Origin of the sequence: Bacillus sp. AFS029533 (genome assembly GCF_002585125.1) — a bacterium.
Lineage (GTDB): Bacteria > Bacillota > Bacilli > Bacillales > Bacillaceae_G > Gottfriedia > Gottfriedia luciferensis_B.
The window spans coordinates 226,362-242,776 of record NZ_NUQC01000004.1 but is presented as its reverse complement, the minus strand read 5'-3'; the positions used below and the strand labels follow the sequence as shown (position 1 = coordinate 242,776).

13 protein-coding genes and 1 other annotated feature are annotated in these 16,415 nt (G+C 33.9%); of the genes, 1 reads left to right on the top strand and 12 read right to left on the bottom strand.

Annotated elements, in window-relative coordinates; all coding sequences use genetic code 11:
* Positions 1-2 precede the first annotated feature (2 nt).
* From COE53_RS02755 to spoIIQ, 7 genes are all read right to left on the bottom strand, one after another.
* Positions 3-1,121, bottom strand: a complete 1,119-nt coding sequence (locus COE53_RS02755) for a GerAB/ArcD/ProY family transporter (RefSeq protein WP_069033751.1) — start codon at positions 1,119-1,121, stop codon at positions 3-5.
* 17 nt (positions 1,122-1,138) lie between these two features.
* A complete protein-coding gene (locus COE53_RS02750) occupies positions 1,139-2,320 on the bottom strand; it encodes a Ger(x)C family spore germination protein (protein WP_069033750.1) in 1,182 nt (393 codons plus the stop codon).
* Positions 2,321-2,322: 2 nt separating this feature from the next.
* On the bottom strand, positions 2,323-3,846 hold the full coding sequence (locus tag COE53_RS02745) for a spore germination protein (RefSeq protein WP_254664589.1): 1,524 nt from the start codon (positions 3,844-3,846) through the stop codon (positions 2,323-2,325).
* 269 nt (positions 3,847-4,115) lie between these two features.
* The gene (locus COE53_RS02740; RefSeq protein WP_069033748.1) at positions 4,116-5,447 is read right to left on the bottom strand and encodes a UDP-glucose dehydrogenase family protein; all 1,332 of its coding nucleotides are present in this window, start codon (positions 5,445-5,447) and stop codon (positions 4,116-4,118) included.
* 552 nt (positions 5,448-5,999) lie between these two features.
* Positions 6,000-7,001: a rod shape-determining protein gene (gene mreB, locus COE53_RS02735; protein ID WP_025569003.1), complete on the bottom strand. Its 1,002-nt coding sequence runs from the start codon at positions 6,999-7,001 to the stop codon at positions 6,000-6,002.
* Between the two features lie 156 nt (positions 7,002-7,157).
* On the bottom strand, positions 7,158-7,427 hold the full coding sequence (gene spoIIID / locus COE53_RS02730) for a sporulation transcriptional regulator SpoIIID (protein WP_025569002.1): 270 nt from the start codon (positions 7,425-7,427) through the stop codon (positions 7,158-7,160).
* Between the two features lie 279 nt (positions 7,428-7,706).
* The gene (gene spoIIQ / locus COE53_RS02725) at positions 7,707-8,501 is read right to left on the bottom strand and encodes a stage II sporulation protein SpoIIQ (RefSeq protein ID WP_025569000.1); all 795 of its coding nucleotides are present in this window, start codon (positions 8,499-8,501) and stop codon (positions 7,707-7,709) included.
* Positions 8,502-8,834: 333 nt separating this feature from the next.
* Positions 8,835-9,131 (top strand) — a binding site (T-box leader).
* Positions 9,132-9,183: 52 nt separating this feature from the next.
* Between spoIIQ and COE53_RS02715 the strand changes: the two genes are divergently transcribed.
* Positions 9,184-10,803: a peptide ABC transporter substrate-binding protein gene (locus COE53_RS02715; protein ID WP_069033747.1), complete on the top strand. Its 1,620-nt coding sequence runs from the start codon at positions 9,184-9,186 to the stop codon at positions 10,801-10,803.
* Between the two features lie 273 nt (positions 10,804-11,076).
* On the opposite strand, the gene spoIID is transcribed toward COE53_RS02715, so the two are convergent.
* The 5 genes from spoIID to nuoN all read right to left on the bottom strand — a co-directional run bounded on the left by spoIID (position 11,077) and on the right by nuoN (position 16,415).
* Complete coding sequence (gene spoIID / locus COE53_RS02710) at positions 11,077-12,090, bottom strand: stage II sporulation protein D (protein WP_069033746.1); 1,014 nt, start codon at positions 12,088-12,090, stop codon at positions 11,077-11,079.
* Between the two features lie 277 nt (positions 12,091-12,367).
* On the bottom strand, positions 12,368-13,672 hold the full coding sequence (murA, locus tag COE53_RS02705; protein ID WP_025568969.1) for a UDP-N-acetylglucosamine 1-carboxyvinyltransferase: 1,305 nt from the start codon (positions 13,670-13,672) through the stop codon (positions 12,368-12,370).
* 32 nt (positions 13,673-13,704) lie between these two features.
* On the bottom strand, positions 13,705-14,424 hold the full coding sequence (locus COE53_RS02700) for a YwmB family TATA-box binding protein (RefSeq protein ID WP_098947406.1): 720 nt from the start codon (positions 14,422-14,424) through the stop codon (positions 13,705-13,707).
* 80 nt (positions 14,425-14,504) lie between these two features.
* Entirely contained in the window at positions 14,505-14,741 is a 237-nt protein-coding gene (locus COE53_RS02695; RefSeq protein WP_025568971.1) for a DUF1146 family protein, read from the bottom strand.
* Between the two features lie 177 nt (positions 14,742-14,918).
* Positions 14,919-16,415, bottom strand: coding sequence for an NADH-quinone oxidoreductase subunit NuoN (gene nuoN / locus COE53_RS02690; protein WP_025568973.1), 1,497 nt, complete (start codon positions 16,413-16,415; stop codon positions 14,919-14,921).

The window sequence follows — 16,415 nt, the reverse complement described above, 5'->3', positions numbered from 1 at the left end:
TTCTATGCTGCATTCTCTTTTGTTTTTGTTTTTGCTTTTTTTTGGATGACTGCAATGACCAACAGAACAGTAGGAATAATGATTTGTAAAGGAATATGTAAATAGTAAGGAACAATGTCGAACCCTTCTTTATAGTGCTCTAAATAATCAGGTGCCATCCATACAGAACAAACTACTATGATTACTGCAATTGGATATGTAAGTGTATCTGATTTTTTCACTTTAAATAAATCTGCCGCTCCAATGATTGCACAAAAGAAAAAAACCGTTATCTTAATAAATCCCCCTACAGCAATAACAATGACAACGACTGAATCGAGTCTTTGAATAAAATCAGCAATATTGATATAACTAATTGCCGTTAAGATCGGATAAGTAGCTCTCACCACCGTATTTGCACCTAAAACACAAATATTAAGAAATGTTACTAATGTTAAAAGCAGACCTGCAAAAATTAGCCCAGGAATGCCGACCTTCCATGCATATTCCGGTTTCTTTAAATAAGGTAAAATCATTGTAAATACAATCATTTCACCAAATGGAAATGTAACGGTCAAAGGATACGCTTCTTTTATTATGATTTTCCACCCCGTCTCTAGGACGGGTCTTAGATTATCAGTTTTTATTATTCCTGCAATTACTTCAAAACCAATTATTGATATCATTATAAACAGGATTACGATAAACAAAAACTCACATACTCTACCGAATACTTCAAAACCTTTAAAGACTGCATACATACATAAGAACATAAATAATATACCGATTGAAATAAGAGAGGACGCGTTATAAAGTGTAATCACTAGTAATTCTTCAAAGTCTCTAAGTACTCGTGCTCCAATATAAATAAAATAGAGAATATAAACCATTGCTAGTAATTTGCCTGCAAACTTCCCTAAAATAGATTGAATATATCTCGTGAATGGTAAATCAGGATACAGATCAAATAATTTAAGGTATACACATAATAGTAAGCATCCAGTAACCAAAGCTATTAAAACACTAATCCAAGCATCCTGCATTGCACCGGATGCAAGCCCTACTAATGTAGCGCTCCCCATTTCAAATAAAAATATAATACTAAAGAATTGGTAAGCACCAATTGATAATTTTCGATTCATTAGCATTCCCTTCTTTTCTAAAATGGATAAGCTTTTTTTCTCATACCTACATTATTTATTTGAACATCAACATCAATTTTCACTTTAGCTTTTTGAAATTGATCATTCCAATTTTTCTCATATTTTTTAAACACCTTTGGATCTGATAAATGTAGTTTATCGCCAAACCCAAAAATATCTGCACCGTATCCTTGTGCTTTTTTAATTCCTTCATCTAGCGTTTGCTTTATCGCTTTCTCACTTAATACTTCATATTTTTTTAGAGTGTTTGCTTTATCAAAATTATCATTACAAAGTACTTCATCAATAATGGCGATCGATTTTACTTTTATGTGAATTATTGGTATTTTACCTTTCATTTTAACCTTCGTGTCCGTTTTCACACGTGTGAGCTCCATCGAATCATATTCATCTTTGCTGCATTTTATTTGTAAATTTGTTTCTTTTATTACATTATCAATTATTTGTACCGATTTTGCAGGTCCGCCATCTAACCACCCTACTAGCCTTCCTTTTTTAATAACGCCTAGCCCCTCAATTTTGTTATAGGATGATTTCACAGTTGAAAAATTATCAAGTGTTTCAGAAGTCTTGGTTTCATGTTCTAAAATTGCACCATTAATGACTGGCTCTCTACCACTACTTGAAAGAGCTGATATTACTTGGCGCATTTGTATTTCTTGATTTTCTCCTAGTAGTGAAGACGTATTTTTAATTTTCCCTACCATTGACTTAGCCGGTAATTTATCAAGTGCTGGCAAGTTATTCATTACATGATAAACACTGTCGTTCCTTGCAATAACAACTGGAATATTAACACGTATTTTGGAATCCCGCTCAAACACATCAAATATATAGTTCAACGTTTTTTCCTTTGCTAATTTTTCACCAATGACAACGAGCGCTACATGAGAATATATATTTGATCGAGAAACACTTTTTGTAATGTTTCGAGCCGCTTCCGAAATTGTTCTACCTTTTTGTTCTAGGGCAATAACTGGTGTACCTATTGAACCAGTAACACTGGCAATTGCACTCGGATTAATGATTTGAAGAACCATATTGTATTGATTATCTTTAGGTATATAATCGACACCCATAGCTACCACGATTGATACACTGTTTAATTCTTTATAATTAGAACAACTCACCAAAAGTAAACTTGTAATTAGAATTAAGATCATACATTTTCTCTTCATACTTATTCTCCAGTACTTTGTTCTTTAACGGTTTTTGGGTTTCCTTGACCAGGTACAACTAAAATAGTATCCTTTTGACTTTTTATACGGAATGGAGCAAATGGTGCAAAATATGGCTCTCCAAAAGATCGTAGGCTACACATATGTAATAATATAATTAAACCGCCAATCAACATTCCAAATAAACCAATATAAGCTGCTGCCAATAATAATATAAACCGAAGAATCCTAGCGGCTGTTGACATATTATAATAAGGGATCGTAAAGCTAGCAATCGCAGTAATTGATACGATGATTACCATTGACGCAGATACAAATCCTGCTTGTACAGCTGCTTGCCCCAAGATTAAGGCTCCAACAATAGAAAGCGCCTGCCCAACCGCTCTTGGCATTCGAATTCCGGCTTCCCGTAATACTTCAAAAATTAGTTCCATTCCAAGGGCTTCAACAATCGCTGGCAAAGGCACACCTTCACGTTGGGCCGCTAAGCTTACTAATAAAACCGTTGGAACTACTGCTTGATGAAATGATGTAATTGCAATGAAAATTCCAGGTGCAAACAATGCAGTCCAAAAGGACATATAACGTAGTAACCTTAAAAAAGTACCAATATATGAGCTTTGATAATAATCCTCTGGAGATTGAAAAAACTGTGTAAATGTAGCTGGTAAAATTAAGACAAATGGTGTACCAGCTATAAAAATTGAAACACGTCCTTCCAGTAAGTTACCTACTACAGCATCAGGTCTCTCTGAGTTAATCATTGTAGGGAAAATAGTCTTTTGATCGTTTTGAATATAGTTTTCAATATAGCTGGATTCTAAGATTTCATCTGCATTAATAGCCTCTAAACGATGTTTTACTTCCCTTAATAAATCTTCATCTACAACACCTTTTATATACATTATTTCTACATCAGTTCTCGTTACTTCACCTATTTTCATTGACTCGATTCGCAGCGCTGGGTGTTGAATTCTATTACGAATTAGAGAAGTATTTGTACGTAAGCTTTCTGTAAAGCTATCCTTTGGTCCTCTGATTACAGTTTGTGTTGAAGGCTCTGATATACTTCTAGATTGCACCATTTTTGTACATGCAACTAAGAAATTACTATCATGGTCTAAAAGAACAACGGTATCTCCAATTAGTAATGCCGATAGGAGATTTGTATAGCTTGATTGTGATTTTAAACTTGAAACGGCGATTACGCTTTTTAAGCCATTCTCTAAATCTGTTAATGACAGCGTTGTTTCTTTTTCTGCATTAATTTTAACGATTTTATTAATGATTCCATCATTCACTAATTTCTCATTTGAAATTCCGTCAATATGAATTACAGCAAAAGAATACTGCATGCCTTCTCCAAGTGTTTCATGACGAATCACAAGATCAGAGCTATCTCCAAAATCATCTTTTATTCTTTTTATATTCTCTAAAATGTCTTTACTTAAAGAACGTGATATATTATTTTGAAATGGAATTTTTTTATTTGTAGCTGCACTATTGGTTTCTTTGTAGTTAAACACTTTTTCCACCACCCCATAATCATGGCTTATTATTCTTATACTTTTTCCAAAATATTTCATTTAATGTATTGTTTTCTATGTGGTTTATTTTGCATACAAAAAAAGGCTGTCTCATGAGACACCCCGCTTCACTTTTGTTATAAGAATTTTTTTCATCTAGGTTGCTCGACCTCCGAAGTACCTTGACATATCCAAGCAACTTAAGAGCCCAACTCCTATTAAAAAGTCATAGATTTTTCAGTTCAAAAGAGACCTAACTTTATTTATATTTATTTACTAATAAGCTGTGGAATCGGATTCACTGGCTTTCGACCGATTGAGTAATAGTGGATGTTCTTTTTTTGCATTTTAGTTAATTCAAAACAATTACGTCCATCAATTACTAACGGAAGCTTCATTAACTCCTCGTACAATTGGAGATCTGTTTCTACGATTTCTCTCCATTCAGTCAAAATAAATGTGGCCTCTTTTTCATGAATAGCTTCCTTCACATTAACTGAATAATTTATGGAATCTCCGAATACTTTTCTTAATTCAGGTAAGGCATACGGATCATATACTGTTATTTTAGTACCTTCTCTGATGAACTGATTAATTAAATCGATAGAAGGTGCATGTCGAATATCATTTGTATTTGGTTTAAAGCTAACTCCTAAAATTGCAATTTCTTTATTTTTTAAATTTCCAAAAAGAGATTTTGTTAATTCGAATAGTTTTATTTTTTGTTGATTATTAATTGTAATAACAGATTTTAATAATTTTAAGTCTAAACCTACTAGCTCAGCTTCTTTTACTAAAGCAGTCGTATCCTTTGGGAAACAAGATCCGCCATACCCAATTCCAGCTTTTAAAAACTTTGAACCGATTCGATGGTCTAGCCCGATACCATGAGCAACATGATCAACATTAGCATCCAACTTTTCGCAGATCATGGCAATTTCATTAATAAAACTTATTTTAGTCGCTAAAAATGCATTAGATGCATACTTAATCATTTCCGCACTTCTTGCATCTGTTGTATAAATAGCCGTATTAAATGGTTTATATAATTCCTTTACTAATTCTGTTGCACTTTGACTTTCGGAACCAATGACAATTCGATCACCATTAAATAGATCGTATAGTGCAGAACCTTCTCTTAAAAATTCAGGATTTGATACGATATCAATCGTTAAATGTCGAGGGGCATTTTCCAACATAATTCTCTTAACTGCCTCATTTGTTCCAACTGGAACAGTGCTTTTAATAACAACTGTAAGATTTTTTTTAGCATTAATTGCAATCTCTTTTGCAACGCTTTTTAAATAGTGCAAATTTGCTGTTCCATCTGGAAGTTCTGGTGTACCGACCGCAATGAATATGATATCTGCATGGCTATAAGCTTCTTTGTAATTTGTTGTAAACTCAATTTTATTAAGAAAACTATTTTCTAATAAAGATTCTTTCAAACCCGGTTCAAAAATAGGACAAATTCCTTTTTGCAGTAATTGAATTTTTTCAACATCAATATCAACACACGTTACATTGTAACCAACTGTAGCAAATGAAACTCCTGTAGTAAGACCAACATATCCCGTACCAGCAACAACTATATGCGTCATGGTTCATCCCCATCCTATACAATTAATCAGTAAAGATAAAAAAACTTTAACTCTGCCTAAAGTGAAGATTAATGTAAGCTTTAAAATTTACTTTTAATTGCAAATTCAGTTTTGATTTTTATAGGTCTACTGCCTTTTAAAGAGATAAAATCTCTACTTATCTTGAAGTTCGATCATCATTTATACGAGTTAAATTAACTATCTACCAATCAACCCTTTTCGATTTTCTTTCGATCAAGTCCCAAGTTAAACTAGAGGAGCGTTTTACATTATTTTTAAGATGTTGGAGTTTTAAGTATTAAATCATATGTACTGGTTACCTAGATAATCCACGTTTTACAATTACTTAATTTAAACTTTAAATGGAGCGTTTTAAACTTTGATACTTTCCTTTTCTCTATTCCAACTTTGACTACCTTCTTGTTCATCTTAACTTTACAAAACCTAAACATTATTCTTACAAAGATAACTGCTCCTAATAAATTCCAAACAAAAAAATCCCAAGCTCTATATGCTTGAGATTTCAGTGTGTATCAATATAGCTTGAGATTTTTATTTTAAGTAACGACTTGGAATTTTATCAATATTTTCTAACATAATTCCAGTACCTACTGCAACACATTGCATTGGATCTTCAGCGATGAAAACAGGTACTTTTAATTCTTCAGCAAGTAAAATATCTATTCCATGAAGTAATGCTCCGCCACCAGTAAGAATAACTCCACGATCAATAATATCAGCTGATAATTCAGGTGGTGTACGCTCTAATACTGTTTTTGCAGCTTGTACGATTAAGTAAACTGGTTCACTTAATGCTCTTTGAATTTCATCAGATTGTACAGTAATTGTACGAGGTAATCCAGTTACCATATCACGTCCACGGATATCGATTGATTCATTTCTTGCACCAGGGAAAACAGTACCTACTTCAATTTTAATTTGCTCTGCAGTACGCTCTCCAATTAGCAGTTTGTATTCACGCTTGATATAGTTTAAAATCTCCATATCAAACTTGTCCCCTGCCATTTTAATTGAAGAGGCGGTGACGATATCTCCCATCGATAAGACTGCGACATCGGTTGTCCCACCGCCAATATCAATTACCATGTTACCACTTGGTTGGAATATATCCATTCCAGCACCGATTGCAGCAACCTTTGGCTCTTCTTCAAGATAAACTTGTTTACCGCCGCTCTTTTCAGCAGCTTCACGAATTGCTTTTTGTTCAACAGATGTAATGTTTGTTGGACAACAAATCAAAATACGCGGCTTTGACATGAATCCCTTTACATCTAATTTATTTATAAAATGACGTAGCATTGCCTCAGTAATATCAAAGTCAGCAATTACACCGTCTTTAAGTGGACGAATTGCTACGATATTACCAGGTGTACGACCTACCATGCGGCTTGCTTCTTCCCCTACTGCTAATACTTTACCGCTACTACGCTCTATTGCAACTACAGAAGGTTCGTTTAATACGATTCCCTTACCTTTAACATGTATTAAGACATTGGCTGTACCAAGATCTATTCCGATATCCTTAGAAAACATTCCTTTTGGCTCCTCCTTATTCACTATACTCATGAGCAGTTCCCCGAATACGTTCCATACCAAAATATAATTTTACCATAAAGAACTACTTTTAGTAATTAATATTTGTGAACAGGAGGTTAAATATTTCTAATTTTGTTTTCAAGGCTCAGAAACCTATTTAGTTACTTTCTCAACGTCTTCTTTTTGATACTTTTGCTTTGTAGCCTCTCCACCGCGTAAATGACGAATTGATTTGTGATAATCTAAAATTTCCTTTACTTCATTTGCCAAATCTGGATTGATTTCCGGTAGGCGTTCTGTTAAATCTTTGTGTACTGTACTTTTTGACACTCCAAACTCTTTTGCTATTACACGAACTGTTTTCTTCGTCTCCACGATATATTTCCCAATCTTGATCGTTCTCTCTTTGATGTAATCGTGCACACTACTCTCCTCCTCTAAATGGATGTGAGAAGCGTGAAATGAGACTCGTTTTGACTGACTAAGCTGCTCTTTTTCCTGCTCTGACTGACCTGCTGAGGTACATTTATTTTGACTAGGTAGAAAATCCACGATTCCTCACCTCAAACACCTCTTTGATGGGTTTATAACATTGTATTAGCAAAGGTGTCTAACTATGCACAATTATCAGAAAAAAACAAGTGCCCAACACATATGGGGTATGATTCCCACGTGTTAGGCACTTTGTGAATTGCTTAATTATTATTGTTGAATTTTATTTCCATCTGAATCAGTATTAGAAGAACCTTCTTCATTGTCATCTGATACATTACCAGAAGTATTCATTGTATTAGATTCTTTTGTTTCGCTTTTTGTATTTACAGAACTAATAATTGACGAAACATCTTGTCCTTGGTATTTCTCTGGATTAATTGCTACACCATCTTTACGTAATTCATAATGAACATGAATGCCATTTTCTTTGCCAATTAAAGCTGTTCCAGCTGTACCAAGAACTTGTCCTTGTGAAACTTTTGTTCCTGGCTCAACACTTACAGATTTTAAGCTTTGGTAATATGAAACTAATCCGTTACCACTTTCTACTACAACTACATAACCTAGCTCAGCATCTTTTTGAGCTTTTGTAACAGTACCACTTAGTGCTGCAGTCACATCAAATTCTTTTCCACTTTTATCAACTAAATCCATACCAGTGTTGATCGTGAAAGTATTATTATCCATTTGGATTAATGATGCTTGTTGCTCATCTTTTGAAGCAGAGTCATCATAATAATGACTTTTAACTTGAACTGTTGCATCCTTTGAAACTGGGTACGTTAATTTTTCTTCTGGCTGTGAAGCTGGAATTGCTTCAGGCTCTCTCGTATCAACTGTAGTTCCAGTTTTTGTTGGAGTTGGAGCATTACTGTATTGATACCATAACGCACCTGTCAAAATTACTGCCGCACTCACTAAATAAATTGCTGGTACTACCCAACGCTTTCTTAACATTTTAATAACTTTTTGAGAAGTTTTTTTGTTTTGTTCCTCTCTCATCCTTATCACCTCTGCAATCATTGTCAACAGATTTCTGGAATTATATACGCAATTTAGAAAATTTTAGTTCGACAAAATTCTTATTTTTCCACACAATTTCAAACTAATTCACACTAATCCACAAAATACTTGAACAATATTAACAAATGAAAGCGATTTATCCACAATTCCAAAAGGTTTATACACAATATTTGTGGATAAGTTAATAAATCTCATTATGAAGTTAATAAAATATTTTTCTTGCATTTTTCTTTTTTACAAAATATAATCACACTACAAGCTTGTACGATGTATTAAAAACTTAAACTTAAAAATTATTTCAGTCATTATATATTTTTTGCGATGATGAAGAAGAGTAGATTATATGAAAGTTTCAGAGAGCTGACGGTTGGTGCAAGTCAGTACGGACATATTTTTGAATGGGCTTCTGAGCACCCAAACCGAACCATTTATTTATGCAGTAGGCTTTGGCGGACGTCTCACCGATAAAAGAGACAGGTATTAAAAACTCATGTTTCGATACTGCTTTTTTGTCACAAGGTAGTTCAATTCATTTGTTTTGATACTGCAAAGTGAGTCTAATCGTTTTAGGCTAATTAAGGTGGCACCACGGGAGTCCTCGTCCTTTCTATAAGGCGGGGACTCTTTTTTTGTACCCAAAAATAAGGAGAGAAAAAATAAAATGATATTTACTAAGAAAACTTTCATATCAATTACTTTATTACTCACATTGGCACTAGCGGGCTGTGGACAAGAATCAAATCAGGCAACTTCGAATTCAAATGATCACACGCTACATTTAATGGATACTTCAGATATTGTAAGTCTTGATAGTTCATTAGCTTTAGATGGACCATCATTGAACGCACTTAATAGCGTAATGGAAGGTCTTTATATGCCAAATGAAAAAGGAGATTACGTTCCCGCTGCTGCATTATCACATAAAGTTAGTACGGATGGTAAAGTCTATACATTTACTTTAAGAGATGCTAAATATTCAAATGGAGACCCAGTAACGGCAAAAGATTTTGTTTTTGCAATGAAACGAGCTGTTGATCCAAATACTAAAGCTCAGTTTGCATACGATTTATATGATATTGAAAATGCAAAAGAAATTAACCAAGGAAAGTTATCTGTGGATAAACTCGGGGTAACTGCACTAGACGATAAAACATTACAAATTAAACTTGAACGCCCTATTCCATATTTCATTCAACTGACTAGTTTACCGATGTTCTTCCCGTTAAATGAAAAATTCGTTAAGGAGCAAGGTAGCAAATATGGTTTAGAAGCAAATACAACTTTATATAACGGTCCTTACGTTGTAAGTAAATGGGATCATGAAGCTGGATTCACAATGACAAAAAATCCACAATACTATGATAAAAAGAATGTCCATGTAAATAAAATTGACGTTAAAATCATGAAAGAAACAACAACTGCAGTTAATCTCTATGAAACTGGTGAACTTGACCAAGCGATTATTGATTCTAATGTTATCGATCGTTATAAAGGTAATAAAGAATTAAACAAATTAGCAATGCCAATTATCTCTTACATTAGCTTTAATCAAAAAAATCCATTTTTAGCAAATCTAAAAGTGCGTAAGGCAATCGCAAATGGCTTTAATAAAGAGGACATTAGTACAACGCTATTAAACGATGGTTCTATTCCTACTGATCGAATTATTCCTAAAGGTTTAGTAAAAAACTCTAAAGGCGTCGACTTTGTTAGCTCAACGTCTCATCCTTCTACAGTAAGTTTAGAGGAGGCTAAATCACTCTTTAAAGAAGCTTTATCTGAAAGTGGTAAATCAAAAGCTACAATTTCATTACTTGTAAGTGATAACAATACATCGCGTAAAATCGGTGAATATTTAAAATCACAATTAGAAACAAATTTAAAAGGTCTAACAGTTAATATTGTCGTACAGCCTGCACAACAAAAATTCGAATTGCGTCAGCAAGGAAACTATGATCTCTCTCTAGATACATGGGGTGCTGATTATCCAGATCCAACGACATATTTAGAGCTATTTACCTCTAAATCGGCTTTAAATGTATTAAATTATAAAAACTCTCAATATGATGGATTTATTCAAAAAGCAAATACAATCAGCTTACAAAACGAAAAAGAACGTACTCAGCTCCTTCATAATGCTGAAGATCTTTTACTAGATGATGCTGCGATTGCTCCAGTTTACCAAGCTGGCTATGTATACTTGCAAAAATCAAATGTAAAAAACATAAAGGTACGTCCATTTGTTGGGTATTTTTATTATAAATATGCTCAAAAGCAGTAAGAGATAAGAAAAGAAGTGGAAATGTAGTGTAATCTTCTGTATCGTAAGGAACTGAAATTGAACCTGCATGTTGCAAATAACACTAGTATTTCTGCTATTAACTTCTTAATTTCCAAAGGTAAATACTTTATTTAACCAAAAAACACTCTAAATGGACGAATATTAGTTCAATTTAGAGTGTTTTTAAGTTATTTTCTTCTTTTCATATAATACCAATAGTAGCGGTTATACAAAAAAAAAGACCTAAATTAGGTCTGTCTTAATGTACCGTACTTAAAGCTTCTCCAGTTGATCATAATCCTTCTTACTAAGCTTCTTTATGTTGATACCCTTATAATAATACTTAACGATCTCAGCGTATGTTTTTCCTTGTTTAGCAAGCTCATTTGCTCCGTATTGACTCATACCTACTCCATGGCCAAAACCTTTTGTTGTAATGATGATTTCATTACCTGAACGCTCCCAAGAAAAATCTGTTGAACGTAGGTCTAGTTTTTCTCTAATTTCTTTCCCTGAAAGAGTTTTTTTACCAAACGCCACTTGTTCTACACGTTTACCTTTTGTTCTCGAAGTGACTTTCCCTATGTCTGACTTATTAATTTTTACATTAAGTTTCTTTTCAAAATCACTTATTGTAAATGATTTTTTTGATATATAGTCTGGAGCAACAGAATCCCAAGGACTCGGTACGCTTTTCAAATATGGTACACTATTTTTCCAATATTCTTCGGAGTTTTCTGTGTATCCATTGCTTGTGGAGAAGAATGAAGCAGTTATAGGTTGTCCATTGTAAGTTAGTATTTGTCCTTCAGTGGCTTTGACAGCTTTTTCAATTTTAGCTATATTTTTATCGTATTCAGCGCCATATCTTTTCTTCAGGTCATCACGATCCTGAAAGACTTGAAAGTTAACTGAATCATCAACAATTCCACCCTCATCAAGCGGTTTTCCTTCTTTCAATCGTTTGATGATAAATGTTCTTGCACTTAAACTTTGTGCTTTTAGTGCTTCTGTTTCAAATTTTGCTGGCATTTCTGATGCTACTACTCCTAATACGTATTCCTCGAGTGGTAGTTTTTCAACTTTTTGTGTTTTTGTTCTAAAAACTTCAATACTTAGATTGTCATTTTTGTTCGCTGCTGCGACTTGGTTTGCTTTTTTCTGTAGCTGATCAACCAATCTACCATCTGTATGGCTATGAAATGGTAGAACAAGCAATGTAGGGATAATAATAACGACTGAGCAAGTAGTTAATCCTGCAGTGATTAATGTTTTAAATGACTTCATATTTTCCTCCTATCCATTTCAAAACAACTTTAAATGACAATTTCCAACTAATTCCCTTTCTAAAGATAATTTATGTATATGGACAAGCATTTAGAACAAATAATAGATTGATTCCAAATTAGATTCTTTTAACAAAATGTATTATTTTTTTTTATTTTTAGAATATTTTATAAGGTTTCTGTCTATAACTGATAGTAGAAAGTTGCATGAAAATGCAAAAATGCCCGACTCTATGTGGGGTAACACAAAGTGCCAGGCATTTGAATTAGTTTTTAGTTTACGCTTGTAAATCTTTTAGTGTTTCTTCCTCTACAGCTGTGCTTGGTTCGTTTACACGTTCAATGTCCGCTCCAAGTGCAGCAAGCTTTTCATGGAAATTTACATAACCACGATCTAAATGTTTTAATTCAGTAACACGAGTATATCCATCTACAACAAGACCAGCAAGGATAAGTGATGCAGCAGCACGTAAATCCGTAGCAGCTACTTCTGCTCCTTGAAGATCATTTGGTCCATGAATAATAGTTGATCGACCTTCAATTTTAATATTTGCATTCATGCGTCGGAATTCTTCCACATGCATAAAACGATTTTCGAATACTGTTTCAGTAATCATGCCTGTTCCATTAGCTTTTAATAGAAGTGCCATCATTTGTGATTGCATATCTGTTGGGAAGCCTGGATGAGGCATTGTTTTGATGTCTACAGGTTTTAAATTGTCTGTACCAATTACACGAAGACCTTCTTCCTCTTCGATAATTGTTACTCCCATTTCACGCATTTTCGCTACAACTGAGCTTAAATGTTCTGGAACCGCATTTTCAATTAGTACGTTTCCATTCGTAATTGCTGCTGCTACCATAAATGTTCCAGCTTCAATACGGTCTGGAATAATGTGATGAGTTGTACCAAATAATGTTGGTACACCTTCAATTCGAATAGTGCCTGTTCCAGCACCACGAACTTTACCACCCATTGCATTAATGAAATTTGCTAAGTCAACAATTTCAGGTTCTTTTGCAGCATTTTCAAGAATTGTTGTTCCTTCTGCAAGTGCTGCTGCAGACATAATATTTTCTGTTGCACCTACGCTTGGGAAATCTAAATAGATTTTAGCTCCTTTTAAACGACCGTTTGATTTTGCTTCTACAAAACCATTACCAACCGTAATTTGAGCTCCCATCGCTTCAAATCCTTTTAAGTGCTGTTCAATTGGTCTAGATCCAATCGCACATCCACCTGGTAACGCTACACGTGCATGACCATTTCTTGCTAAAAGTGGTCCCATTACAAGAATAGATGCTCGCATTTTACGAACATATTCAAATGGTGCTTCAACATGTAAATCCTTTGAAGCATCAACTGTTACTGTATTATTTTTGAACCCAACCTCTGTATTTAAATTACGAAGAACTTCGTTAATCGTGTAAACGTCAGATAGAGTTGGTACGTCATGAATTATATTTTTTCCTTCACTAGCTAGTAGCGCTGCAGCAAGAACTGGTAAGACAGCATTTTTTGCACCCTCTACACGAACTGTGCCTTGAAGCTGTTTCCCGCCACGGACAATGATTTTATCCAAACTTTTCCCCTCCGTGTCCTAAAATAGATCTATCAATATTCTACTGTTATAATCGGTGTGCCAATAATAATTGTCGTTGATTTATCAACATTGTTTTCACGTATTGCAATTTGTAAATTAATTTTTTTGCCATTTGCAACCAGAGCGTCATTCCACTGTTCAGTATATGCTGAAACAGAGACGAATGCCCCTTCTTTTATTTCTTCAATTTTTGTTGCTTTAAAAGTCCCCAAAAAATCATTTTTTATACCCTGCAAAACACCTTCAAGTTTACCACCCATTGTCCCCTTTATACAAGTAAAAAAAGTAGGTTCTTTACTAAAAATATTTTCCAATGAGTTCTTGATCAGTTTATTTGTTTCTTTTTCAGCATGCTGGTCCCATTTAGTCCCACTAAGTTCATAAATTACATAGCTGCTGTTATTGCCAGTAGATGTAACAACGATTCTTTCTGTGACCAATTTATGGTTAAACGTACCAATTATTTTATTACCATTGTCAGTTTTCGTCCACTTAAAATTTTTAAAATCATTTTTATATTTACTGATTATTTTGGACACCGAAGTATTCATTTTAGCTTCTCTTGCGTATAAATTCCAACTTGTAACCGAAATGTCTTTTTTATTTAATACGTCTGCAAAACGGTTCAATTGGCCTACACCAGTGTCAGCCATACCGATCTTACCCCAATTAAAAAATAGTACAGAAGCAAAAGTAATAGTAATTAAAAATAAGTACATAGTCTTTTTCATAAATAATCCCCTCTCTTACTTCCATTTTTCACAGGTAGAGAGGGGTTTATACGATACATCGTAACATACTTTTTGACAAATTATTTCAATAAATATGTAATGTTTTTTGTATATTGAAGATAGTCTAAGAAAAAACTACTTACAGCAGAGGAAATTGTAATCGTCAATAGCACCATAAAAAGTCGAATTTGGGCGACATGACCTTTTTTCATAATACTCTCCCACTTAATTGCGGTTAAAGCCCACCAAGTTAAAATAATGAAAAATAAATGGACAATTATTGCTAATAACGCTTCTGTCCCAACTAAAGCTTCCAATTTTTCGTCCTCTTTTCGCTCGATTTTTATAGAAAAACTTTCAGATTGCCTAGTTGCATTTTTAGCTTATGTTTTTTTAGTACAAGCAATTTCAAACAGTCTGAAAAACTAATTTTATACTTTTTCTACAAATTAAAAAGTGTAGGAATCAACCTACACTTTTAATTTAAATATATTTTACGCCATAAAGAAGTCTTTCACAATGTCTAGCTTATGAAATACATCTAATGCTAATGATGGTTTAATCCCCAATACAATTGTTAAAACAGCACAAACCAATACAACGAATAGATGTGTCTTAGGAAGTACAATTTTACGTTCTTCACCACTTCTAAAGAAAATATTTTGAAGGATGCCAAAATAGTAAAAATAAGATACTACTGTAGTTAAAAGTAGAATTCCACCTAATACATAATATCCTTTAACTTGCACGAAAGCCCCCAAGAAAATATTTAACTTCCCTATAAACCCTGCAGTTAATGGAATACCTGCTAGCGATAACACAAATATTGTCATTGTAATCGCTAAAAATGGATTCGTTTTAATTAACCCTGCAAATGATGATAAAGAGTCAGATCCCCTTTGTTGTTGTACATTGTAGACAATTGTTAAAATACCGATTGTCATGAATGTATAAGCTAATAAATAGAACCAGATTCCCTCAAACATGAATGGCGAAATACTTACAAATGCAACTAGAACATAACCACCGTGTGCAATACCTGAGTAAGCAAGTATACGCTTTAGACTGTTTTGTTTTAAAGCAATTGTATTACCAATAATCATCGATAACGCAGCCAATGTAGCAACAACTGGTTGCATTACTTCAAAAACAGATTTTTGTTCCTTCATCAATAATGCACCCGTGAAAATTGCTAAGAAGATGCGAAGTACGATAATAAACCCACCTGTTTTTGAAACTGTTGCTAAAAATGCTGTTACAGGGGTTGGAGCACCTTCATATACATCTGGAGCCCACATATGGAACGGAACAGACGCAAGTTTAAATGATAATCCAACAAATACTAGCACAAATGCTAAGATCATTAGAAATCCATTACTGCTCGGAATTCCTTGTTGAAGTGCCAAATTCATTTCAGTAATATTTGTTGTACCTGTTAAGCCATAAGTATAGCTTAGTCCGAATAATGTTATTGCAGTTGAAATACCGCCGTTAATTACATACTTAAGTGCAGCCTCAGAGGAGCCTTCTCTTCTCTTTTGAATGCCAACTAGAATATAAGATGAAATCGAAAGTAGCTCTAATCCAACAAATAATGTGATTAAATCACTACTTGAAGCCATATACATTGCTCCAATTAACGCTGTAATAAACAATGTGTAGTATTCTGAGCGCTCTGCAATCGATTTATCTCCAAGAGCAAGTAATAAAACTAAGATTGCTCCTATTAATAAAATCGTTTTAAAGAGAAGCCCAAATGAATCAAATTTAAACGATCCCGCTAATAGACTGATTGGTTTATGTGAATAAAGCGTAATTAACCATACTAGTGATCCAACAACGCTTAGTAAACCAACCCAACCGACTATTTTACGACTCGCATTTTTAGGTAGTAAGAGTTCAAGGATTAATAGAAGAAGCGCAGCAGCTACTAGAATAATCTCAGGACCCATTGTTCCCCATTGAAATTCAGATAATGCTTTCCATGTCAT